23 protein-coding genes are annotated in these 21888 nt (G+C 58.1%); 10 read left to right on the top strand and 13 right to left on the bottom strand.

The features are described from left to right. The first annotated feature begins 40 nt into the window (after window positions 1-40). The 4 genes from pheS (at window position 41) to AC1DFB_RS12940 (ending at window position 5390) form a co-directional block, all read left to right on the top strand. Complete coding sequence (gene pheS / locus AC1DFB_RS12955; RefSeq protein ID WP_010443591.1) at window positions 41-1114, top strand: phenylalanine--tRNA ligase subunit alpha; 1074 nt, start codon at window positions 41-43, stop codon at window positions 1112-1114. Window positions 1115-1584: 470 nt separating this feature from the next. Further along, window positions 1585-2388 (top strand): CE1 family esterase, encoded by an 804-nt coding sequence (locus tag AC1DFB_RS12950; RefSeq protein ID WP_480921401.1) that lies wholly within the window; start codon window positions 1585-1587, stop codon window positions 2386-2388. Window positions 2389-2466: 78 nt separating this feature from the next. After that, window positions 2467-4863, top strand: a complete 2397-nt coding sequence (gene pheT, locus AC1DFB_RS12945) for a phenylalanine--tRNA ligase subunit beta (RefSeq protein ID WP_170513793.1) — start codon at window positions 2467-2469, stop codon at window positions 4861-4863. A gap of 80 nt (window positions 4864-4943) precedes the next feature. After that, window positions 4944-5390, top strand: coding sequence for a YtoQ family protein (locus AC1DFB_RS12940; RefSeq protein ID WP_480921400.1), 447 nt, complete (start codon window positions 4944-4946; stop codon window positions 5388-5390). A 51-nt stretch (window positions 5391-5441) separates the two neighbouring features. On the opposite strand, the gene AC1DFB_RS12935 is transcribed toward AC1DFB_RS12940, so the two are convergent. Beyond that, window positions 5442-6140 (bottom strand): glutathione S-transferase N-terminal domain-containing protein, encoded by a 699-nt coding sequence (locus AC1DFB_RS12935; RefSeq protein WP_170408399.1) that lies wholly within the window; start codon window positions 6138-6140, stop codon window positions 5442-5444. Window positions 6141-6362: 222 nt separating this feature from the next. On the opposite strand from AC1DFB_RS12935, the gene AC1DFB_RS12930 reads away from it, so the two are divergent. Next, entirely contained in the window at window positions 6363-7169 is an 807-nt protein-coding gene (locus AC1DFB_RS12930; protein WP_170423629.1) for a mechanosensitive ion channel family protein, read from the top strand. A gap of 188 nt (window positions 7170-7357) precedes the next feature. On the opposite strand, the gene ald is transcribed toward AC1DFB_RS12930, so the two are convergent. Continuing rightward, window positions 7358-8473 (bottom strand): alanine dehydrogenase, encoded by a 1116-nt coding sequence (gene ald, locus AC1DFB_RS12925; RefSeq protein ID WP_170566190.1) that lies wholly within the window; start codon window positions 8471-8473, stop codon window positions 7358-7360. Window positions 8474-8608: 135 nt separating this feature from the next. On the opposite strand from ald, the gene AC1DFB_RS12920 reads away from it, so the two are divergent. Beyond that, a complete protein-coding gene (locus tag AC1DFB_RS12920) occupies window positions 8609-9067 on the top strand; it encodes an Lrp/AsnC family transcriptional regulator (protein WP_170395646.1) in 459 nt (152 codons plus the stop codon). Window positions 9068-9217: 150 nt separating this feature from the next. Next, complete coding sequence (gene ppk2, locus AC1DFB_RS12915; protein ID WP_170395648.1) at window positions 9218-10156, top strand: polyphosphate kinase 2; 939 nt, start codon at window positions 9218-9220, stop codon at window positions 10154-10156. Window positions 10157-10207: 51 nt separating this feature from the next. On the opposite strand, the gene AC1DFB_RS12910 is transcribed toward ppk2, so the two are convergent. Both AC1DFB_RS12910 and rpsU read right to left on the bottom strand, forming a co-directional pair. Further along, window positions 10208-11443: a CAP domain-containing protein gene (locus AC1DFB_RS12910; RefSeq protein WP_480921399.1), complete on the bottom strand. Its 1236-nt coding sequence runs from the start codon at window positions 11441-11443 to the stop codon at window positions 10208-10210. 296 nt (window positions 11444-11739) lie between these two features. Beyond that, the gene (rpsU, locus tag AC1DFB_RS12905) at window positions 11740-11946 is read right to left on the bottom strand and encodes a 30S ribosomal protein S21 (RefSeq protein WP_005614280.1); all 207 of its coding nucleotides are present in this window, start codon (window positions 11944-11946) and stop codon (window positions 11740-11742) included. A gap of 111 nt (window positions 11947-12057) precedes the next feature. On the opposite strand from rpsU, the gene AC1DFB_RS12900 reads away from it, so the two are divergent. Next, window positions 12058-12750 carry a COQ9 family protein gene (locus AC1DFB_RS12900; protein WP_170802329.1) on the top strand — a complete coding sequence of 231 codons (693 nt, stop codon included), beginning with the start codon at window positions 12058-12060 and terminating at the stop codon, window positions 12748-12750. Between the two features lie 72 nt (window positions 12751-12822). Further along, complete coding sequence (locus tag AC1DFB_RS12895) at window positions 12823-13809, top strand: NAD(P)H-quinone oxidoreductase (RefSeq protein WP_170513806.1); 987 nt, start codon at window positions 12823-12825, stop codon at window positions 13807-13809. A 15-nt stretch (window positions 13810-13824) separates the two neighbouring features. On the opposite strand, the gene AC1DFB_RS12890 is transcribed toward AC1DFB_RS12895, so the two are convergent. After that, the gene (locus AC1DFB_RS12890; protein WP_170408392.1) at window positions 13825-14682 is read right to left on the bottom strand and encodes a DUF2189 domain-containing protein; all 858 of its coding nucleotides are present in this window, start codon (window positions 14680-14682) and stop codon (window positions 13825-13827) included. 214 nt (window positions 14683-14896) lie between these two features. Between AC1DFB_RS12890 and AC1DFB_RS12885 the strand changes: the two genes are divergently transcribed. After that, entirely contained in the window at window positions 14897-15880 is a 984-nt protein-coding gene (locus tag AC1DFB_RS12885; protein ID WP_480921398.1) for a quinone oxidoreductase family protein, read from the top strand. A 41-nt stretch (window positions 15881-15921) separates the two neighbouring features. On the opposite strand, the gene AC1DFB_RS12880 is transcribed toward AC1DFB_RS12885, so the two are convergent. From AC1DFB_RS12880 to AC1DFB_RS12845, 8 genes are all read right to left on the bottom strand, one after another. Beyond that, window positions 15922-16455: a porin family protein gene (locus tag AC1DFB_RS12880; protein WP_170395659.1), complete on the bottom strand. Its 534-nt coding sequence runs from the start codon at window positions 16453-16455 to the stop codon at window positions 15922-15924. Between the two features lie 261 nt (window positions 16456-16716). Beyond that, window positions 16717-17190: a YHS domain-containing (seleno)protein gene (locus tag AC1DFB_RS12875; protein ID WP_480761800.1), complete on the bottom strand. Its 474-nt coding sequence runs from the start codon at window positions 17188-17190 to the stop codon at window positions 16717-16719. 172 nt (window positions 17191-17362) lie between these two features. Then, window positions 17363-17638, bottom strand: a complete 276-nt coding sequence (locus AC1DFB_RS12870; protein ID WP_170395663.1) for a hypothetical protein — start codon at window positions 17636-17638, stop codon at window positions 17363-17365. After that, window positions 17635-18240, bottom strand: a complete 606-nt coding sequence (plsY, locus tag AC1DFB_RS12865; protein ID WP_480761797.1) for a glycerol-3-phosphate 1-O-acyltransferase PlsY — start codon at window positions 18238-18240, stop codon at window positions 17635-17637. The genes AC1DFB_RS12870 and plsY overlap by 4 nt, the downstream gene beginning before the upstream one ends. Then, window positions 18240-19520: a dihydroorotase gene (gene pyrC / locus AC1DFB_RS12860; RefSeq protein ID WP_170408387.1), complete on the bottom strand. Its 1281-nt coding sequence runs from the start codon at window positions 19518-19520 to the stop codon at window positions 18240-18242. Before pyrC ends, plsY begins: the two co-directional genes overlap by 1 nt. Next, on the bottom strand, window positions 19517-19903 hold the full coding sequence (locus AC1DFB_RS12855; RefSeq protein WP_480921397.1) for a hypothetical protein: 387 nt from the start codon (window positions 19901-19903) through the stop codon (window positions 19517-19519). The genes pyrC and AC1DFB_RS12855 overlap by 4 nt, the downstream gene beginning before the upstream one ends. Beyond that, entirely contained in the window at window positions 19888-20406 is a 519-nt protein-coding gene (locus AC1DFB_RS12850) for a hypothetical protein (RefSeq protein WP_480921396.1), read from the bottom strand. The genes AC1DFB_RS12855 and AC1DFB_RS12850 overlap by 16 nt, the downstream gene beginning before the upstream one ends. Continuing rightward, entirely contained in the window at window positions 20403-21338 is a 936-nt protein-coding gene (locus tag AC1DFB_RS12845; protein WP_170408384.1) for an aspartate carbamoyltransferase catalytic subunit, read from the bottom strand. Before AC1DFB_RS12845 ends, AC1DFB_RS12850 begins: the two co-directional genes overlap by 4 nt. Window positions 21339-21888: the final 550 nt, after the last annotated feature.

The following is a 21888-nucleotide window of genomic DNA, read 5'->3' as shown; positions in this document are numbered from 1 at the left end:
GGGGCCGATAGCAGGTTGGCGACCAAATTCAGAGGGCGTCATGGACGATCTTAAGGCAAAATATCTGGGCCAAATCGCCGAAGCTGGCGATGAAAACGCGCTTGAGGCGATCCGCGTCGCCGCCGTCGGCAAAAAAGGCGAGGTCGCGCTGAAGATGCGCGAGCTGGGCAAGATGACCCCCGAGGAACGTCAGGTCGCAGGCCCCGCGCTGAACGCCCTGAAGGATGAGATCAACTCGGCGCTTTCTGCCAAAAAGGCCGCGCTTGCCGACGCCGCGCTGGATGAGCGTCTGCGCACCGAGTGGCTCGACGTTACACTACCGACCCGGGCACGTCGTCAGGGCTCGATCCACCCGGTCAGCCAGGCGACCGAGGAACTGACCGCGATCTTTGCCGAACTGGGTTTCTCGGTGGCCGAAGGGCCGCGGATCGAGACCGACTGGCACAACTTTGACGCTCTGAACATCCCCGGCCACCACCCTGCGCGGGCCGAGATGGACACATTCTACATGCACCGCGCCGAGGGCGACAATCGCCCGCCGCATGTGCTGCGCACCCATACTTCCCCAGTGCAGATCCGCTCGATGGAACTGCAGGGCGCGCCGATCCGCGTGATCTGCCCGGGCGGTGTCTACCGCGCCGACTATGACCAGACCCACACGCCGATGTTCCATCAGGTCGAGGGGCTGGCCATCGACAAAGACATCTCGATGGCGAACCTGAAATGGGTTCTGGAAGAGTTCGTGAAAGCGTTCTTCGAGGTCGACGACGTCGAGCTGCGCTTCCGCGCCTCGCACTTCCCCTTCACCGAGCCATCGGCCGAGGTCGATATCCGCTGTTCGTGGGACAACGGTCAGCTGAAGATCGGTGAGGGCGATGACTGGATGGAGATTCTAGGCTCGGGCATGGTCCACCCCAAGGTGATCGCGGCCGGTGGGATTGATCCCGAGGTCTATCAGGGCTTTGCGTTCGGCATCGGTATCGACCGTCTGGCGATGCTGAAATATGGCATTCCGGATTTGCGGGCGTTCTTTGATTCCGACCTCCGTTGGCTGCGGCACTATGGGTTTGCGGCATTGGATATGCCGAATTTGCATGGTGGTTTGAGCCGATAGAGTGCGTGTTGGATAGCTGTCTGATAGCATGCCAAGACTGGTGGAAGCAGCGAGTTTCCAAAAGACCATTGGTTTGGTTCTTGGGTCTTTTTATCGCCAGTGTATTGCCTCTCATGCTCACTTCTTGGGTATGGGGTAACGACTCAGCGGCAATCTTTATTGTGTTTATTGGATCTTTACTGCTGTTTTTGCCTGGAATGATAGTTGCTGGCATGGAGTTTGCACGACCAGGTGCGTTTCAGCTTCGCGACAGAATTCAGAGAGAAAAGACGCGGGATTTGATAGACAAAAGGAAGGGCGGATTTTGGAATTGGTGGTGATCCGTTTGGTTTTCTGACCAGCGCGGCTTTGTGATTTGATCCGTTGTAGGGTGGGGTTTCACCCCACCGTGGGGTGGTTGGTGGGGTGAAACCCCACCCTACACCAATAAGTTACGTGACAGGGCGGAGCATGTCGCTAGGCTCCGGCGTATGATCTATCAACTGCTTTTTCTTCTGCTGACTGCGACTCCGGCTTTTGCCATGGGGCCCTGGAAATCTGACTGCCACGGCGATACCGCCTGTCAGATCGGCGACCGCTCGTACCATGTGATGGAACCTGATGGTTGGGATGGCGAAACGCCTCTGCCGGTGCTGTTGCATTTCCACGGCTGGGCGCGGCAGGGCGATGTGGTGGTGAACCATGAGCGCATCGCCGGGGCGACCAGGCTGCGTGATGTGCTGTTGGTGGCTCCGAATGGGCTGGGCAAAAGTTGGAACTTCTGGACTGCTGATACCGCAGACGTGCCGTTCGCAGATCGCGTGCTTGAGGACGTCGCCAAACGCTATCCCATTGATCCTGAGCGTATCTATGTCTCGGGCTATTCTTATGGCGGCGCAATGGCGTGGCGCTATGTCTGCCAGTCGGGAAACGACATCGCCGCTCTGCTGGCGGTAGCGGGCTCGATCCGCCAGACCGAGGACTGCCCGGAAGCCCCGCGCGAGGTGCGTCATGTTCATGGGCTGGACGATACGGTGATGGATTTTCCCTTTGGGCCGGATGGCGACACGACCTATCCGGTGGCGCTGTGGAAGGCCAAGTTCAACTGCAACGGCGCGACCCCGCGCGGGGATTGGAGCGTGAAGCCGTTCCTGACGCTCAGCCGGGTAGAGTGGACCGATTGCGCGCAAGGGCAGGTGACACTGGACACCCATCCCGGCGGGCACTTTATTCCCCACGGCTGGATCGGCTGGCAGCTGGACGAGCTTTTGGGTCGCACCCCTACCTATCCGTGAGCCGCAGCGCTTGCACCTTGGCGCAATCTTTGCCATTGCCTGTGCCGACTGAATGTTTGCCGAAAAAGGCCCGCTGCAATGAAATTCACTCTGTCCTGGCTGAAAGACCACCTCGATACGGATGCGTCGGTTGATGAGATTGCCGAAGCGCTGACCGATCTCGGGCTTGAGGTCGAAGAGATCGTCAACCCGGCGGACCGTCTGGCGGGCTTTACGCTGGGCCATGTGAAACATGCCGAGAAGCACCCGGACGCCGATAAGCTGCGCGTTTGCACGGTTGAAACCGACGAGGGCGATCTGCAGATCATTTGCGGCGCGCCCAATGCGCGCGAAGGCATCACCGTGGTGGTTTGTAAACCTGGTATGTATATTCCCGGCCTGGATATCACCATCAGCGTCGGCAAGATCCGTGGCGTCGAGAGCTTTGGCATGATGGCATCCGAGCGCGAGCTTGAGCTGTCGGATGAACATGACGGGATTATCGAGCTGCCTTCGGGCGAGGTCGGCGACAAGTTTGTCGATTGGTTGGCTGAGAACGATCCGTCAAAGGTTGATCCGATGATCGAGATCGCGATCACGCCGAACCGCCCGGATGCGCTGGGTGTTGCGGGTATTGCGCGTGATTTGGCAGCGCGCGGGTTGGGCACGCTGAAAGTGCGCGATTACACTCCGGTGCCGGGTGATTTCGAAAGCCCGATCAAAGTGTCGATCGACGAGGATACGCTGGACGGCGCGCCGCATTTCACCGGGCGTCTGATCCGTGGCGTAAAGAACGGCCCGAGCCCTCAGTGGCTGCAGGATCAACTGAAAGCGATTGGTCTGCGTCCGATCTCGGCTCTGGTGGATATCACCAATTATATGACCTTCGACCACAACCGTCCGCTGCACGTGTTCGACGCGGACAAGGTGCAGGGCAATTTGCGGGTGCATCGCGCCAAGGGTGGTGAAAAGCTGGTCGCGCTTGATGAAAAAGAATACTCCCTTCAGCCTGGCATGATGGTGATTTCGGACGACAAAGGCCCGGAATCTATCGCGGGTATCATGGGCGGCGAGGAAACCGGTTGTACCGAGGAGACTGTGAACGTCTTCCTTGAAAGCGCGTTCTGGGATCATGTACAGATCGCCCTCACAGGTCGGGCGCTGAAGATAAACTCGGACGCGCGGTATCGATTCGAGCGCGGCGTCGACCCGGAATACACGCGCGAAGGGTTGGAGCATGCGACGCAGATGATCTTGGATATCTGCGGCGGTGAAGCCTCGAATGTGGTCGAGGCGGGCAAAGCGCCGAACCACGCGCGGGCCTACAAACTGGACGCGGCGCGCGTGCAGTCCTTGGTCGGGATGGAGATTCCGGAAAGCGAGCAGCGGCAGACACTGACCCGTTTGGGCTTTCGTCTGGATGGCGAGATGGCGCATGTGCCCAGCTGGCGACCCGATATCATGGGGGAGGCCGATCTGGTGGAAGAGGTTGCGCGGATCGCTTCTCTGACCAAGTTGCAGGGTATTCCGCTGCCGCGTACGACAGCAGGTATCCCCAAACCGGTCATGACACCCACGCAGCGTCGCCAGTCGATGGCGCGCCGGACCTGTGCAGCGCTGGGGTACAATGAATGTGTGTCTTATACCTTCATCGATCAGGCCTCGGCAGCCTTGTTCGGGGGCGGTGACGCAGCAACCATGTTGGAAAACCCGATCTCGTCCGAGATGAGCCATATGCGCCCTGATCTGCTGCCTGGTCTGCTGCAAGCGGCGGCGCGCAATCAGGCGCGGGGTTATGCCGATCTGGCCTTGTTCGAGGTCGGGCCAGTGTTCCACGATGGTGAGCCGGGGGATCAACAGACACAGATTACCGGCCTGTTGGTTGGGCGTAGCGGTCCCAAGGACGTGCATGGTGCTTCCCGTCCCGTTGACCTGTTTGATGCCAAAGCCGACGCAGAGGCGGTGCTTGCCGCCATTGGTGCGCCTGCCAAGGTTCAGATCCTTCGTGGCGGCGATGCCTGGTGGCACCCGGGTCGGCACGGCAAGATTTGTCTGGGCCCCAAAAAGGTTCTGGGCGTTTTTGGTGAATTGCATCCGCGCGTGTTGCAGGCGTTGGATATCAAGGGTCCGGCAATGGCGTTCACCATCTGGCCGGATCAGGTGCCGATGCCACGTAAATCCGGTGCGACCCGTTCTGCCTTGGAATTGCGCGACCTGCAGGCGGTCGAGCGCGATTTCGCCTTTGTTGTAAATGCGGATATCGAAGCTCTGACGTTGGTCAATGCGGCTGCGGGTGCTGATAAGGCTCTGATCGAGGACGTGCGCGTCTTTGACGAATTCATTGGCGGTAGCGTCGGCGAGGGCAAGAAGTCTCTGGCCATTACCGTAAGGCTCCAGCCGTCGGACGCGACCCTGAAGGAAAAGGATATCGAGGCGGTCAGCACCAAGATTGTCGAAAAAGTGATGAAAGCCACTGGCGGCGTCTTGCGGGGATGAGTTGGTTTTCGCCTCCGGCGGGAGTATTTTTGAAATGATAAAGGGGCCATTGCGCCCCTTTTTCACGGGAGGAGAGAAAAATGCTGAAGGTCTATTTGTCCGGTGAGATTCACACGGATTGGCGCGAGCAGATCATTGCGGGCGCCGATGGGTTGGATGTTGAGTTCAGTAGCCCGGTCACCGATCACGGTGCTTCGGACGATTGCGGTGTCACGATCTTGGGGGCCGAGCCGAACAAGTACTGGCACGATCACAAGGGTGCCATGGTCAACGCGATCCGGACCCGCAAGGGCATATCAGACGCGGATGTTGTGGTTGTACGCTTTGGGTACAAATACAAGCAGTGGAACGCGGCATTTGACGCGGGCTATGCGGCAGCACTGGGCAAGTCGATCATTGTTCTGCACGGGGCTGATCATCAGCACGCGCTGAAAGAAGTAGATGCAGCAGCACTCGCCGTCGCTGAAGAACCCGCGCAAGTTGTTGAGATCTTGCGCTACGTTCTAACAGGCGCGCTGCCTGGGTAACCCGATGGCCCGTGGCGGCGGATTTGGATCCCGCCGCACAGGCCTTGTGTATCAATCCCGTGAGGGGATGTTCAGTCCTCTTTGCACTGCGGGTCGATCCAGGAACCTATCCAGATAGCGCGTAACGTTGCCATAGCTTTCCCAGCCTATGACATCCTTGACGCCGTAATAATCTAAACCGCGCAGCCAGGGCGCGATTGCGATATCCGCGATCGAGAATTCTCCGGCGATCCAATCTTGGCCGTCCAGTTGCCGGTCGAGAACGTTCAGCAGGCGTTTGGCCTCGGACACGTAGCGTTCGCGCGGGCGGGGGTCTTCGATTTCAGCCCCTGCGAATTTGTGGAAATACCCAAGCTGGCCAAACATTGGTCCGATACCGCCCATCTGAAACATAACCCATTGGGTGACCCGGTGCTTGTCGCTTTTGTTCTGACCCAGCAGCTTACCGCTCTTTTCAGCGAGGTACAGAAGGATTGCACCGCTTTCGAACAAAGCCAACGGAGCATCGTCGGGCCCGTTCGGATCAATGATCGCCGGGATCTTGTTGTTCGGGTTCAGAGAAAGAAACTCCGGGCTTTTGACATCTGCATCGGCCAGTGTGACACGATGTGCCTCGTAAGGCAGGCCGGTTTCTTCCAGCATGATCGACGCCTTTACCCCGTTGGGTGTGGGGAAGGAATAAAGCTGAATCCGCTCGGGGAACTGTGGGGACCATTTATTCATGATCGGGAATTGGATTGTGTCCAGCATGATGGGCTCCTTTTATCGCGCCTGTCTCGGTCAATCTGGTAATTTGTGGCGCTTTTGTAAGGTCCAATTCTGTGCGTGATCGGTCAGTCGATGTTTGCTGGGGAACAGCAGGGGGAAAACTCGGAAATCCCGCACCTAGACCTGCGCGCAAAATTAGCCCAGACTTTTCAGCGATCCCGCGCCAAAAGGCGCGGGTTTGCTGTTGGCGCAAAGGAGAAGCGTGTGGAAGATGTCGTAACACAGGTGGGCGCATTTGGTCCGCTGATCATGAGCGCGATCAAAGCGTTGATCGTTCTGGTATTGGGTTGGATCGTTGCCGGAGCCATTAGCGGTCTGGTGCGGCGGCGGATCAACGCCACGCCACATATCGACCCGACTTTGGGGAATTTCGTTGCGAGCCTCGTGAAATGGGTGCTGCTGGCGATTGTCTTTGTCGCCGTTCTGGGCATTTTCGGAATCGAGGCGACCAGCATCGTGGCCATTCTGGGTGCCGCATCCCTGGCCATCGGTTTGGCGCTGCAGGGAACACTCAGCGATCTGGCCGCGGGCGTGATGCTGGTGGTGTTCCGGCCCTATAAGCTGGGCCAATATGTCGATATTGGTGGCACAGCGGGTACTGTGAAAGACCTGAACCTGTTCACGACCGAGCTGGTGACGCCGGACAACGTGCAGATCATCGTGCCAAACGGTCAGGCTTGGGGTTCGGTGATCACCAACTATTCCGCCCATGACACCCGCCGGGTCGATCTGGTGTTTGGCATCGACTACGGCGATAGCGCGGATGAGGCTATGAACATCATCCTGGATGTGGCCAAAGCTGACGATCGTATCATGGCTGATCCTGAGCCCTGGGTGCGCGTGACAAATCTTGGGGATAGTTCGGTTGATCTGACCGCGCGCCTGTGGTGCGCAGCGGCTGACTATTGGGATGTGAAGTTTGAACTTACCAAAGCGATCAAAGAAGCGTTTGACGCCAAAGGCGTATCCATCCCGTATCCGCATTCTGTGGAGATTCACAAAGAGGCGTAAGCCTCCCGCCCGTCGATCGGGCATTGAAATGCCCTCCTCTGGTTGGGCCGGGCACCGCGCTAAGGCGCGGTGCTTTTTTGTGCGACCCTTGGTCCAGAAAACAACAGCGCCGCGCTATTGGCGCGGCGCTGGGCCCAAGTCTGTAAAGCGTCCTTTGAAAAAGGACGCTTTCAGAGGCGGGAGCGCTCTTAGTTCAACAGAGTTGTTGGATCGACAGAGTCGATGTTGAGGGCGGTGCCCACCGCTTCGTAAGTCAGCTTGCCGGCGTGGACGTTCAAACCTGCCAGCAGGTGTGCGTCGTCCTTACAGGCCTGCTTCCAGCCCTTGCTTGCCAGCGATAACATGAACGGCATGGTTGCGTTGCCCAGTGCGATGGTCGAAGTCCGGGCAACCGCACCGGGCATGTTGGCGACGCAGTAGTGCATGATGCCGTCAACTTCGTAAACCGGATTGGCGTGGGTGGTGGCTTTCGAGGTTTCAAAACAGCCGCCCTGATCGATCGCAACGTCTACCAGAGCCGCGCCGGGCTTCATGGTCGACAGCTGTTCGCGCGAGATCAGTTTGGGAGCAGCTGCGCCCGGGATCAGGACCGCACCGATGACCAGGTCGGCATCCTGGATCAGCTCGGCTGTCGCACCAGCGGTTGAATACTGGTTCTTGAAGGTTCCGCCGAACACATCGTCCAGATAGCGGAGACGCGGCAGCGAACGGTCCAGTACGGTCACATCCGCACCCATGCCTGCGGCAATCTTCGCTGCGTGGGTGCCTACGACGCCTCCGCCGATGACGATCACTTTGGCAGGGCCTACACCCGGAACACCACCCATCAGAACGCCGCGGCCACCGTTGGCCTTTTGCAGAGTCCAGGATCCAACTTGCGGAGCCAAGCGACCGGCAACCTCGGACATCGGCGCCAGCAGCGGCAGGCCGCCATTGGAGTCAGTCACGGTCTCATAGGCAATCGCGGTGCAGCCGGATTCCAGCAGATCGTGAGTCTGGTCTGGATCGGGTGCCAGGTGCAGATAGGTGAACAGCAACTGACCTTCGCGCAGCATTTTACGCTCGACCGCCTGAGGCTCCTTGACCTTGACGATCATATCAGCCGTGGCGAACACTTCTTCTGCAGTGTCGACGATGCGGGCACCTGCCGCTACATAAGCATCGTTATCAAAGCCCGAGCCCATCCCGGCACCGGTTTCGATGATGACTTCGTGACCGCGGGCCACAGCTTCGCCAGCAGCGTTCGGGGTCATCCCGACGCGGAATTCCTGAGGTTTGATTTCCTTGGGGCAGCCGATTTTCATGTGAGACTCCATTCATAAACTGCCTAAATTATGGGCATAAATTGGCGCAATTTTTGTGAAACCCCACTTGCTAAACACACAATCTGCGGGAAAATATTCAGCGTATAGACAACTTGACGCAATGGATGTGCGCAAATGACGATTGACGCAACAGATCGGAAGATTCTGGCAGCCCTGCAGCGCAAAGGGCGGATGTCAAATTCGGAATTGTCCGAACAGGCGAATCTATCCCCTTCGGCCTGCCACCGACGCGTGCAGCGACTTGAGGCCGAGGGTTATATCAAGGACTACGTCGCCCTGTTGGATGCACGGAAGTTGAACGTTCCAACCACTGTGTTTGTCGAGATCACGTTGCAGGGTCAGGCGGAAGAAGTGCTGGAGGCGTTCGAAAAAGCCGTAGCACGGATTCCGGATGTGCTGGAATGCCATTTGATGGCGGGCACGGCGGACTACATTCTAAAGGTCGTCGCAGAAAATACCGAGGATTTTGCTCGCATTCATCGGCAATACCTGTCGCGCTTGCCTGGGGTGGCGCAGATGCAAAGCTCATTTGCTTTGCGCACGGTGTTCAAAACCACGGCTTTGCCTGTCTGAAACAAACTATTGGGGTTAGCCTTGCGTCAATTCTGCCGCTTGTATCTGTCGTGCGGTCGGGCCAAAATCCATGTTTCCGACCTTATGTACGACCTCGGCACTTTGCGCTGACACTCCGTGGTTACACTGGCCGTGTACGGTCCGAACCCGATGAACGATAAGGAGCAGACCTTGGCTTACGAAAACAACAGCACGCCGAAAGATTGGCTGGAAGCTGAACTGGAAGACACGCTGGACGAAGATTTCGAGATCGAATTCAGCGAACCCATGCTTTCGATGGAAGTGCGCAAGATTTACAAGGACCAGCATCCTGACATGCTGGATCGCAAGGTCTATTTTCGCAACCTTTTGCGGCTGCAGGCTGAACTTATCAAAGTTCAGGATTGGGTGGTCCATACAGGGGCCAAGGTCTGTATTCTATTTGAAGGGCGCGACAGCGCCGGGAAAGGGGGCGTGATCAAGCGGATCACGCAGCGTTTGAACCCTCGTGTAGCGCGTGTGGTCGCCTTGCCTGCACCCAGCCGACGCGAACAAAGCCAGTGGTATTTTCAGCGCTACGTGCCCCATTTGCCTGCGGCCGGTGAGATCGTGTTCTTCGACCGGTCCTGGTACAACCGCGCTGGTGTTGAACGCGTGATGGGATTTGCCAACGAGGATCAGGTCGAACAGTTCTTTCAGGACGTTCCTGAATTCGAACGGATGCTGGTGCGGTCGGGGATTATCCTGCTGAAATACTGGTTCTCGATTACAGACGAAGAACAGCAATTGCGATTCCTGATGCGTATTCACGATCCGATGAAGCAGTGGAAACTGTCACCGATGGATCTGGAATCCCGCATCCGGTGGGAGGCATACACCAAGGCCAAAGAGGATATGTTCTTTCGCACCAACATATCCGAGGCGCCTTGGTATATTGTTGAAGGCAACGACAAGAAACGCGAACGGCTCAATTGTATCGAGCACCTGCTGACCAAGATCCCCTATGAGGATGTGCCGCAGGAAAAGGTCAATCTGCCGGATCGGCGCTATAACCCCGAATACGAACGGCGCATTTTGCCGGATGAGCTACACGTGCCTAAGATATATTGATTTGGCAGGAAAGTGGTGCGGGAAAAGGATCCCCGCACCTGAACGGTTTGATTAACCCCAATCAAATCCGCAGTTCGTTTCGAAAACAAACACGCCGCACATGTCGTCATTCATGTCTTCGACTGTGGCTTCAACGGTTTCGATCATGTCGTCAGCGAAGTCGGTGTCGAACACCAGATCGAAATCATCCATCTCCGGGGTCGTGTCAGCCTGCTGCACCGGAGACCATTCGAACTGGTCAAATTGGGCTTGCAGCGCATCAACAAACGCTTCGATTCCGGCAAGGAAAGCCTGAACGTCAAAGCAGTCCGCGCCCGGTGCACCATTGTCAACGACAACTTCAGGTGTTTCTGGCTCGGGTTCTTCGACCTCGGTGACGTCGGTCTCCGGAGTTTCGGGTTCCTCGACCTCGACGACGTCAGTATCCGGCACATCGGGTTCCGGGTCTTCAACTTCAGTCACATCGGTATCAGGCGTTTCCGGCTCTTCAGTTTCGGTCACTTCTGTTCCCGGAGTCTCCTCAACCGGGTCCTCGGTCTCGGTAACGTCAGTTTCTGGCGTTTCGTCTGCCGGTTGCTCGGTTTCCGTCACATCGGTGTCGGGTGTTTCGTCCGATGGTTCTTCGGTTTCGGTGACGTCTTCCTCCGGGGTCTCCTCTGCCGGTTCTTCGGCATCGGGAACTTCCGCTACCGGTGTTTCGTCAACTGGTTCCTCAGTCTCGGTCACATCGGTTTCCGGCACTTCTGGTTCAGTCGGGGTGGTAACCTCTTCCTCTTCTGGCTCAACAACTTCTTCAACCGGAGGCGTCGCCGGCGGGGTGGTGCCGCCGTTATCAAGATCGACATCGCCCTGAGTCGCCGCAAAGTTCTGCGTCACCATGACAGCGTCGTACCCCTGCATGTCGCCTTCTTCGATCCCGATGCCGATATATTTGAAATCGGGGTTCAGAATGTTGGCGCGGTGACCGGGGCTATTCATCAGGTTCTGGTGCAACTGGGCGACATCATCGCTGATACCGGGTGCGCCACGCTCGGATTGCCAGGCGATGTTTTCTCCGGTGCGCCAGCTCCCGGACAGGTCGAACCCTGCGGCTTGCATCCGTTGGGTCGCGGATGAACCACCCTGACCGGTGTGGCTGAACCGGTCGGTGTCCAGCATCCAGCTGCTGTGGTCCTCGGAAGATTCGTTCAGGTTGCGTTCAAGTTCCAGGGGATCAAGACCGCGGGATGTGCGCTCTTGGTTGATCAGCGCGAGCATTTCGCGCTCGACCGTACTTGCTGTCGACATCAGTGCCTCCGTTTTTGGTTATGTCTGAGTGGACGGCCTCACTTACAAACGATCAAAGAACGCTGAATAGGGCGGGTACGGCGATGGGCGATTTTCGGCGGTAGAATGCAACCGAACGGCGATTCGCTGCGCTGTAAAATGCCGACTGCGGCGATTGCATCAAAATCGGCAGGTTGCCGCGAGGGTAAAGCCGGGATTTGGCGGGATCATCCGCCCTGAAAACGACAAACCCCCGGGCAGGGCCTCGGGGGTCGTCAAATAGTGTCATCCAAAGCTGGACGAGTCGCAGGAAGCTCTTAGAGCAAACCTTCGCGCTGTGCTTTCTTACGTGCCAGTTTACGGGCACGGCGGATCGCTTCAGCTTTCTCGCGCGCTTTTTTCTCGGACGGTTTCTCGAAATGTTGCTTCAGCTTCATTTCACGGAAAACGCCTTCGCGCTGCAGCTTTTTCTTCAGGGCACGAAGCGCCTGATCGACGTTATTGTCGCGAACACTAACCTGCATGTGGTTGTCACCACCTTTCTAGATAGAGTTGCAAGGATTTGCAGGAAGTGGCCGTATAGCAAAGCACGCCTAACTTGTCTAGTACTGGACCCGCAGCCTCGGAGACCCGACATGACAGCAACCTATGAAGACACCAAAGAGCAGCTTCTCGATGCGATTCTGAACCATGTGCCGTTCGACGGCTGGTCGGAAACAAGCTTTCGTGCGGCCATCAGCGATTGCGATCTGGAGCCCGCGCTGGCCCGAGCAATCTGTCCGCGTGGTGCCGTCGATCTGGCACTGGCCTTTCATGCGCGCGGGGATGCCGCGATGTTGGAGCGGTTGAAATCCGAAGACCTGAGCGGGCTGAAATTCCGTGAAAAGATCGCCGCTGCCGTCCGTTTCCGCCTGCAGGCGGTCGAAGACAAAGAAGCAGTGCGCCGGGGTATGACTTTGTTCGCGTTGCCGATCCATGCCGCGGATGGGGCCAAGGCGGTCTGGGGCACCTGTGACCAGATCTGGACAGCGCTTGGCGATACTTCGGACGACGTGAACTGGTACACCAAACGTGCCACTCTGTCGGGCGTCTATTCTTCGGCACTGTTGTATTGGCTGGGTGATGACAGCCCGGATTATCAGGCGACATGGGAATTCCTGGATCGGCGGATCGAGGGCGTAATGCAGTTTGAAAAGTTCAAGGCGCAGGTGAATGGCAACCCGCTGCTGAAACCGTTTCTGGCCGTCCCCAACTGGCTTGCGGGTCAGGTGAAGGCTCCGACGAAGTTACCCAACAACCTGCCCGGTTCGCTGTCATCGGGAAAATAGTCGCAGCGTTTCCACTTGCCGCTGGGCCTCTGCGTTTTCGCCTGCTAGGCATTGGGCAAAGGAGATATGCCCATGACCCAGACAATGCGCGCTGTCGAGATCACCGAAGCTGGTGGCCCGGACGTTCTGCAACTGACGGAACGCCCGATGCCGGAACCGGCAGAGGGTCAAGTGGTTCTGAAAGTCGCGTACGCCGGGGTGAACCGTCCTGATGCGCTGCAGCGGGCGGGGGCGTATGATCCACCTCCCGGTGCAAGCGATTTGCCGGGGCTGGAAGCGTCAGGAGAGGTCGTCGCCATCGGCTCGGGTGTCGAAGGTCTGGTCGTTGGCGATCGGGTTTGTGCCCTGTTGCCCGGCGGCGGTTATGCTGAATATGTCGCAACGCCCGCCGCTCATTGCCTGCCTGTGCCTGCGGGTATGGGTTTGAAAGAAGCTGCCTGCCTGCCCGAAACCTTCTTTACTGTTTGGTCCAATGTCTTCACCCGTGGCGGCTTGAAACCAGGGGAGCGGTTTCTGGTCCATGGCGGTTCCAGCGGGATCGGCACGACGGCCATTCAGTTGGCCAATGCGTTTGGCGCCCGCGTCTTTGCAACCGCCGGGTCGGCTGAGAAATGTGAGGCTTGTATCAAGCTAGGTGCCGAAAAGGCGATCAACTATCGTGACGAAGACTTCGTGGCCGCGATGCGTGCCGAAGGTGGGGCGAACCTGATCCTGGACATGGTCGGAGGTGATTATATCCCGCGCAACATCAAGGCTTTGGCGGAAGACGGGCGGCTGGTTCAGATCGCTTTCCTGCAAGGTCCGGTGGTCGAACTGAACTTTGCGCTGATGATGGTGAAACGCCTCACCCTGACTGGCAGCACCTTGCGCCCACAAAGCGATTTGGCCAAGGCGCGCATCGCGCAAGACTTGCGTGAAGCCGTGTGGCCATTGCTTGAGGCCGGGAAGGTCGCACCGGTGATGGATTCAGAATTCGATCTTTCTGATGCCGCCGCTGCACATGCGCGGATGGAAGCATCGGGCCACATTGGCAAGATCGTTCTGAAGGTCTCTGGTTAAGCTGCTGCCATGTAGTCAGGCGACCGCCCGGCGATACAGGTGCCATGTGGCGTGGCCTAGAACGGGCATGACGACGATCAGCCCCAGCAACATCGGGATCGCGCCCAGTACCAACATCGCGGCCACGATAGCCCCCCAGGTCAAGATCACACCCGGGTTCTGACGCAAGACCCGGACCGAGGTTACGACGGCCACGGGAACGCCCACTTTGCGATCCAGCAACAGCGGAAAGCTGACCACGCTTAGCGCCAATGCGACCAGTGCAAACAGGAAACCGGTGGCGGTGCCGATGATGATCATGCTCCAGCCTGCTCCGGTGGTGAACACTTCTGTCACGAATGCCATGGCCGAAGCCGGAGGTTCTGGCCCTAGGGTTTGCGCGTAGATGCCTTGCGCGACCATCAGCCAGATCATCAATAGCATGACCAGATAGAAGCCCAATGCCAGTATGGCTCCGAAGGAAGGCGAACGGAATACGCCGAACGCGTCCAGCCAATGAACGTCTCCGCCCTGTTCCCTCTTGCGACTGATCTCATAAAGCCCGACGGCGGCGACCGGCCCGATCAGGGCAAAGCCCATGACAAGCGGGGCCAGCAGGGGCACCATGTCTTTGTTGAGCCCAATACCGAACATCAGCAGACCTGCGATTGGATAGATCAGAACGACAAAGATCGCATCGGCCCGGGTTTCGAGAAAATCGTTATATCCAGCTTTCAGGCATTCGCGCAGATCCTGCAGGGTCAGCGTATGCACCGTCGGCAGAGCCTGAACATCCGCGCTGCCGATCTCGGTCACGGATTCAGTGACATGATCGCTGGTTGCCCGCAGATTTCGGGCGACCCAGGTGATTGGGTTACCGATTGTCTTGTCCATGTTCATCCCCTTTTCTGGCGTGGGTGCGCCGCGGGATGCATCCGGCGTGGCAATTCGCGTGACCGGATCAGCCGGCAACGTCTGCCCAATTACAACGTCTCGTTGCATTATAGCACATATTGCGAAATTTTGCCCGATCACCCTTGCAGAGCCTGAAGGATTGCTCTGCCGCACAGGCGTGTTAGCTTTGTTTCCACAGGCAAGGGAGGCTTTCATGCAGCAGACAGCACGCACAGTCGTCATACACGAATCCGGCGGCCCCGAGGTTCTTCGGATTGAGGATCGCCCGCTTGGCGATCCCGGCCCGGGTGAGGTGCGCATTCGCCATCATGCCTGCGGATTGAATTTCATCGATGTGTACCAGCGTACCGGCCTTTATTCGCTGGAGTTGCCTCATGCGTTGGGAATGGAAGCGGCCGGAGTCGTTGAGGCGGTAGGCGAAGGCGTTACGCATCTTGCCCCCGGCCAACGCGCGGCCTATGCCGCAGGCCCATCGGGAGCATATTCCGAAGCGCGCGTGATGCCTGCAGCACAGGTTTGTCCGCTGCCCGAGAGTATCTCGTTCCGCACCGCAGCGGCCATGATGCTAAAGGGCATGACGGTCGAATACTTGTTTCACCGAACAACGCCGCTGCGGCGCGGAGATACCGTGTTGTTCCACGCGGCTGCCGGAGGTGTGGGACTGATCGCCTGCCAATGGGCGAAATCCGAAGGCATCAAACTGATCGGGACAGCGGGAACGGATGAGAAATGCAGCCTGGCGCAATTCAATGGCGCGTCACATTGCATCAACTACCGGACCGAGAATTTTGTCGAGCGTGTCGCCGAGATCACCGGAGGCAAAGGAGTTGATGTGGTGATGGACTCCATCGGTGCGGACACGTTTGAGGGATCGCTGGATTGCCTGAAACCCTTGGGCATGATGATCTCATTCGGAAACGCTTCGGGGCCAGTGCCGCCTGTCGATCTGGGAATGCTTGCGCAGCGGGGATCTCTGAAGGTGACGCGGCCAACCTTGTTCACGCATATCTCGGATCACGCCACCTGTCAGGCGATGGCGCGACGCTTGTTTGGCAAAGTGGACGGGCGCGAGGTCAAGATCCATGTCGATCAGGAGTTTCCGTTGAATCAAGTTGCTGATGCGCATCGTGCTTTGGAAGCACGACAAACCACCGGCAGCACAGTCTTGGTGCCCTAGCGGCACGGGCCCGGCGCAAATAGCCGGGCCCTACCTTCTCATCAAAACCGATATGCGACGCGCAGTTGAACTGTAGTTGCGTCAACATCAACGCCCGATGAGTTGAAGTCGTCGAACTCATGATACAGAATCTCGCCTCCAACGCTGATATTGGGGGCTACGATCTGCTCATAGCCAGCGCCGATGAACCAGCCATCGTCACTGCCCAGATTATCGGTATCCGCATCGGCATAACCGGCGGTGCCATAAAGCAGGCCCTGCGGGTTCACCTTGTAGCCCGCGCGCGCTTTGAGCCGCCAGACATTCTCGACCGTGGCGGCGCCGGAAAGGTCTACGTCGCTCCAGTCATAGTCGAAGCCACCTCCGACGACCCAATCGCCCAGATCGTAATCATATCCAAGGATGATACCGCCGATCGCACCATCGCCGTCGACGCCTGATACGTTTGTGTCGATGTCCGCATAACCAAACTGTGCACCGCCGTAGAATCCAGTCCAGTTGCCTGAGGATTGCGCCATGGCGGATCCCGCAGCCAATACGGCGACCGAGGTGATCAGTGCCAATCTTCCTGTCATCGTCTCATTCCTTTCGCTCGAAACCTGCTGCCAATCAAATCTAATGGCAGCGTTATGAATGAATCTACGTTCCGGCCCTTAGGCCGGATCAGTGATGTTTTGACTGTCCCGAACAACTTTATTCTGGCCGGTGCCCCGGAGTGGGCCCACTCAGGTTGGGCTCTTTTCTCATATGGTAGATAGGGTGAAACATGATGCCTTCAAACGAAGATCGGCGGCAGATACGATCTGCCGCCGATGCACAAAGGTCTTGTCAGCGAATTATTGCTGTAGTTCAGCCGGGTCTTTGTCGGCGATGTCTTCCCAGTTCGCGCTGGCTTTCTCAACAAAGCCCGGAATGTCGCCTTCCCAACGCTCCTGAATGTCTTGTGACAGGTTCAGATACAGCTTGTTGTCGACGATTTTCCAGTAGTTCGGGTCACCATCGAACTTGAAGCCCATTGCGGTGCCAAATGCGCAATAGCCGCCGTAAGCAGGCAGATAGGCCTCTGGGTTCGCCTCAAAAGCGGCTTTGTTCTCTTCTGTTGCAAAACGGTACAGGGCGTCGTTGTGCAGCGTGGTGATTTTGTAATCACCCTTGGTTGCTTCGCCAACGGTGAAATAGGCAACCGGGTCATAGCCCTGCATTGCCAATCCGGTCGAGCTTGCGTTGATTTCGACGCCAGCCGCCATTGCTGAGCTTGCGATCGCAACAGACAGCGCGACTCCGCTGATGATGGATTTGAACGTGTTCATGACTTCACCTTTCGTGAATAGGCTCGCTGAAGAGCACTGTAATTTTGCCCGGGCGAACCGGATTTGATTGTCGCGACGCCTGTAATTGGCCGTCACAAAATCCCAGTTGGGGAATGGCCCGATCACGTTCAAAGCAATCAATTGTGATTGTGCAATCACAAAGACCGGTTGTTCATTCCTGCACGTCAGGCACCAGCGCCAGGACAAAATCGACCACCTTTTCCGCAGGCATTTCGCAGGGGCGAAGCAATGCGCCGCTTTTCTGTGTGAGATAAAGGTTCAGGCTGATGTAATCCGGCCCGCCCAATTGATGAGCCACCAGTTTGTGAGATTTCCCGCAGGCCATGATCTGATGCGATACCAAATATCGATGCGGCCCAACGGAACCGGTGAACGTGCCGACCGGCAGATCATGGAACGCTTTCAGAAACGCGCTGGGCGCTGTCACGATTTACCGATTCTCGGTTCTGTCCCTGCCTTGATCCGCGCAAGGTTGGCGCTGTGCCGCCAGTAAAGCAGTAGGGTCAGAGCAATTCCAAGAATGAAGGTACTGCCATCTGTCAGCACCATGATCCAGGTGGTGGATAGGGCGGCGGCGGCCAGCGCACCAACGGACGAAATACGCCAGATCAGCGCCGCGACCAGCCATGTCAAACAGCAGGCGACACCCACGCGCCAGTCAAGTGCCAGCCAAAGGCCCAGAAAGGTCGCAACGCCTTTGCCGCCTTTGAAACCCAGCCAGACCGGAAAGCAATGCCCGAGGAACGCGGCCAATGCGGCGATCTGCGCGGCATCTTCACCAGCCAAAGCGCGTGCCAGCAGAACAGCAACGGCACCCTTGGCTGCATCAAACAGCAATGTCAGCGCTGCCGCTGCCTTATTGCCGGTTCGCAGGACGTTGGTTGCGCCGATATTGCCCGATCCGATTTGCCGCAGATTTCCCAGACCCATCACGCGCGCGACGATCATGCCAAAGGGTATGGAGCCTAGCAGGTATCCCAACGCGGCCCACAGTATGAGCTGAATCATTGTGCTGTCGATCAGGGGCATCAGGCTCTCCGGTACACTTCTTGTCCAGCGACAAAGGTTGCGGTGACCTTACCCTGCATCCGCTGACCGTCAAACGGTGTGTTCTGCGATTTCGATTTCAGCGTAAATCGGTCCAGAACAAAGGGAACATCCGGGTCGAACTGCACCAGATCGGCAGGCGCGCCTAGGGCCAGGCGACCGCTCTCCAACCCCAGCCGTTTGGCCGGATTGAGGGCCATGGCGCGGAACAGGGTTGGCAAGTCCAGCTGTTCGGAATGATATAGCCGAAGCGCAGCAGGCAGCAGTGTTTCCAGCGCCACCGCGCCCGAGGCCGCCTCTTCAAACGGCAGTCGCTTGCTTTCCTCATCCTGCGGCGTGTGCATGGAGCTGATCGTATCGATCAGACCGGTTCGCACCGCTTCGATCACGGCTTGCCGGTCATCTTCGGATCGCAGTGGAGGCTTAATCTTGAAGAAGGTGCGATAATCGGACACGTCCAATTCGTTCAACGTCAGATGGTGGATCGAGGTGCCTGCTGTGATGTCCAGCCCGTTGCGCTTGGCGCGCTCCAGTGCGGGTAGGGCGCGGGCGGTGGTGATCTGATCGGCGTGATAGGCGGCCCCGGTCATTTCAAGCAGGGCGATGTCGCGGTCCAACCCCATACGCTCGGCCATAGGCGATACGGCAGGCAAGCCTCGCAGTGCGGCGAATTTGCCGCTGGTGGCCGCGGCACCGCTGCTCAGGCCCGGCTCTTGAGGGTGGGCAATCACAAGCGCGCCACAGGATTTGGCGTAGGTCAGCGCGCGTGAGAACACCTTGGTATTGGTGATGACATGATCGCAATCGGTAAAAGCCACGGCCCCTGCGTCTTGCAGGAACCCGATCTCGGTCATCTCACGCCCTTCGCGCCCTTTGGTCAGGGCGGCCATCGGCAAGACGTTTACCGGCGCGTCCGCTTGCGCGCGGCGGGTGGCAAACTCCAGCGTTTCGGGTGTATCGACGGCAGGCAGCGTGTCTGGACGGGTGACGATGGTCGTCACTCCCCCGGCGGCAGCGGCCAAACCCGCAGATTTATAACTCTCCTTGTGTCGCTCACCGGGCTCGCAAACCTTAACGCCAATGTCGACGATACCGGGCGCAAGGCATTGCCCACCGCAATCGACCACCTGCGTGTCAGCGTCTGGGGCCGTGCCTTCACCAAGCGCTGCGATCCGACCATCGGCAATCTGCAGCCAGCCGATGCTATCTGTGCCAGCTTCGGGGTCGATCAGGCGAGCGTTAGTAAAAATCAGATTGCTCATGCCATGGCCCTTTCGATTGCAGCTTTGGTGGCGGCGGGGTCCGCCTGATATTTGATCAGGTGCTTGTCGCCGCCTTTTGTGACGATCTGGACAAAGCTGCCAATGGTATTGACCGTCTGAATTTGGTTCAGCGCCACCTTACGCGGACCAGGACCGGTGAGAGTGGCGCCCGTCATTTCCCACTTGGCGACCAGTTCTTCCGAAGCCAAATACCAAGCGCGGATGGTGATGGCGGCCAACCCTGCGGGCGCGCCGGTCCAGACGTAAGGGTTGCCTATCAACCAAAGCAAGACCATCGCGGCCGCCATTGCAAACGCGGCGAGCCATGCGTTGGTGCGGATATAAGTGCCCTTGTCTGGCGTGAATGTTACAGGATCAGCCACAAGGCACCTCCGACGGCGATCAGAATCAGTATGGCAATGACGGCTGAACCGATGCGGCTTGGTTTATTATCCACTGGCGGGCTTTGCGGGGCCGAGAACGGTTTTGCGCTTTCGGTCTCAATCGTGCCGCCGGACCAGTTGGTAGCCTCTTCGGTGAACAGGCCAATCAGATGCAGGCGGGGATCGAGGGAAAGGGTTGCAGATCGACCACCCAGCGCCGCACTGCGCAGGACCATCACCCAGCCTTCGATGGCCTCCAATTTCGTGCGGTCCAACTGGTCTTCCGAGACACCGCAGCCTTCGCTGAGATAGCCATAAAGCCCGAGATCTTCGAGGTCGGATACCGGAAAAATGTCGATCTGTTCTGGATCCAGCCCCTCGACACCCAACACCTGATCAACAGCCCCCGGTTCGCGCAGGAATTTGGCTTCTTCCGGGCGCATGTCCAGCGAGAACAGGCGGATCACACCGCGCTCATGGGGGGCGATGATCAGATCGTTCATGCGGCTTCTCGCACGTTGCGCGCCAGCAGGTCCATGGCGGCCATGCGGACAGCAACGCCCATCTCGACCTGTTCCTGAATGACGGATCGGTTGATGTCATCGGCCAGAGTGCCGTCGATCTCGACCCCGCGGTTCATTGGACCGGGGTGCATCACGATGGCGTCTGGCTTGGCCAGCGCCAGCTTTTCAGCGTTCAGACCGTAGCGGTGATAATATTCGCGTTCCGAGGGGATAAAGCCGCCGTCCATCCGTTCCTTCTGAAGGCGCAGCATCATCACAACGTCGACGTCTTTCAGACCCTCATTTATATCATCATAGATCTCGGCCCCGAATTCCGCGAATTGCGACGGCACCAGCGTCGGCGGGCCGATCAGACGGATGCGGTTTTCCATCTTGCCCAGCAAGATCAGGTTCGAACGCGCCACGCGCGAATGCGCCACGTCTCCGCAAATCGCGATGTTCAGCCGGTGTAGGCGGCCTTTGGCACGGCGGATGGTCAGCGCGTCCAGCAGGGCTTGCGTCGGGTGTTCGTGCCGCCCGTCTCCCGCGTTCAGAACGGCGCAGTTCACTTTCTGCGCCAGCAGGTCCACCGCGCCGGAATGAGGATGCCGTACCACCAGCAGATCGGGGTGCATCGCGTTCAACGTCATCGCCGTATCGATTAGCGTCTCGCCCTTTTTGATCGAACTGGCCTGCATTGCCATGTTCATCACATCGGCCCCCAACCGCTTGCCCGCCAGTTCAAAACTGGCCTGCGTGCGGGTCGAGTTTTCAAAGAACATGTTGATTTGAGTCAGGCCCGACAGCACATCGGAATGCTTAGCCGATTGCCGGTTCAGATCGACATAGGTTTCGGCCAGATCAAGGATAGCGGTGATATCGGATTGCGACAGATGCTCGATGCCAAGAAGGTGACGATGGGCGAAACGCATGGGCGGGCTCCTGTCTGACAATCGGACCGCTTATAAGAAGCCATGCAAGCCAAGGCAACCTAAGGTTCCGACCCTTCGGTTAGTTTCTCACATCCGCCTTCGGGCAGGCATTGTTCCCCTGGTTTGCACCACTTGCCATAGCCACAATCAATGGCCTTGATCGGAACACAGCCCTGATAAGCCGAGCATTTAAATCCGGGTCGGCATTGCGAACCGGTTTCTTCACACAGAAACCAGCCGGGGCGCGAACATCCGCCGCCCGGCAAGCAGGATGAACCGGCTCCGCAACTCCTACCATCTGCGCAGGTTGTGGGTGGAGCTGGGACCAAATCCGGTCGGCTGCGCTCGCATTCACCGCGTCCGTTGCAGAAGCTACCACCGGGGCAATCCAAGCGCGAGGTGCACTTATTCGCCCCAGCAGGGGCGCAACGGGTTCCTCCTGCCACGCAGCGCTCGAACGGGCCGCAGGTGCGCCCACCTCCACAATAGGTGTGTCCCGGCGGGATACAGCGGCCATCAAAGCTGCAGCGCTGGCCTGCGGGGCAACAAC

Source organism: Ruegeria sp. S84 (genome assembly GCF_056583445.1).
Note: the sequence above shows the minus strand (reverse complement) of the source record. Positions and strands in the feature narration are given on the sequence as shown.

Excerpts from the sequence above, each read along its gene's own strand:
- pheS (WP_010443591.1), top strand. The coding sequence starts at position 41 with ATGGACGATCTTAAGGCAAAATATCTGGGCCAAATCGCCGAAGCTGGC.
- AC1DFB_RS12950 (WP_480921401.1), top strand. The coding sequence starts at position 1,585 with ATGATCTATCAACTGCTTTTTCTTCTGCTGACTGCGACTCCGGCTTTT.
- pheT (WP_170513793.1), top strand. The coding sequence starts at position 2,467 with ATGAAATTCACTCTGTCCTGGCTGAAAGACCACCTCGATACGGATGCG.
- AC1DFB_RS12940 (WP_480921400.1), top strand. The coding sequence starts at position 4,944 with ATGCTGAAGGTCTATTTGTCCGGTGAGATTCACACGGATTGGCGCGAG.
- AC1DFB_RS12935 (WP_170408399.1), bottom strand. The coding sequence starts at position 6,140 with ATGCTGGACACAATCCAATTCCCGATCATGAATAAATGGTCCCCACAG.
- ald (WP_170566190.1), bottom strand. The coding sequence starts at position 8,473 with ATGAAAATCGGCTGCCCCAAGGAAATCAAACCTCAGGAATTCCGCGTC.
- AC1DFB_RS12920 (WP_170395646.1), top strand. The coding sequence starts at position 8,609 with ATGACGATTGACGCAACAGATCGGAAGATTCTGGCAGCCCTGCAGCGC.
- ppk2 (WP_170395648.1), top strand. The coding sequence starts at position 9,218 with ATGAACGATAAGGAGCAGACCTTGGCTTACGAAAACAACAGCACGCCG.
- AC1DFB_RS12910 (WP_480921399.1), bottom strand. The coding sequence starts at position 11,443 with ATGTCGACAGCAAGTACGGTCGAGCGCGAAATGCTCGCGCTGATCAAC.
- rpsU (WP_005614280.1), bottom strand. The coding sequence starts at position 11,946 with ATGCAGGTTAGTGTTCGCGACAATAACGTCGATCAGGCGCTTCGTGCC.
- AC1DFB_RS12900 (WP_170802329.1), top strand. The coding sequence starts at position 12,058 with ATGACAGCAACCTATGAAGACACCAAAGAGCAGCTTCTCGATGCGATT.
- AC1DFB_RS12895 (WP_170513806.1), top strand. The coding sequence starts at position 12,823 with ATGACCCAGACAATGCGCGCTGTCGAGATCACCGAAGCTGGTGGCCCG.
- AC1DFB_RS12890 (WP_170408392.1), bottom strand. The coding sequence starts at position 14,682 with ATGGACAAGACAATCGGTAACCCAATCACCTGGGTCGCCCGAAATCTG.
- AC1DFB_RS12885 (WP_480921398.1), top strand. The coding sequence starts at position 14,897 with ATGCAGCAGACAGCACGCACAGTCGTCATACACGAATCCGGCGGCCCC.
- AC1DFB_RS12880 (WP_170395659.1), bottom strand. The coding sequence starts at position 16,455 with ATGACAGGAAGATTGGCACTGATCACCTCGGTCGCCGTATTGGCTGCG.
- AC1DFB_RS12875 (WP_480761800.1), bottom strand. The coding sequence starts at position 17,190 with ATGAACACGTTCAAATCCATCATCAGCGGAGTCGCGCTGTCTGTTGCG.
- plsY (WP_480761797.1), bottom strand. The coding sequence starts at position 18,240 with ATGCCCCTGATCGACAGCACAATGATTCAGCTCATACTGTGGGCCGCG.
- pyrC (WP_170408387.1), bottom strand. The coding sequence starts at position 19,520 with ATGAGCAATCTGATTTTTACTAACGCTCGCCTGATCGACCCCGAAGCT.
- AC1DFB_RS12850 (WP_480921396.1), bottom strand. The coding sequence starts at position 20,406 with ATGAACGATCTGATCATCGCCCCCCATGAGCGCGGTGTGATCCGCCTG.
- AC1DFB_RS12845 (WP_170408384.1), bottom strand. The coding sequence starts at position 21,338 with ATGCGTTTCGCCCATCGTCACCTTCTTGGCATCGAGCATCTGTCGCAA.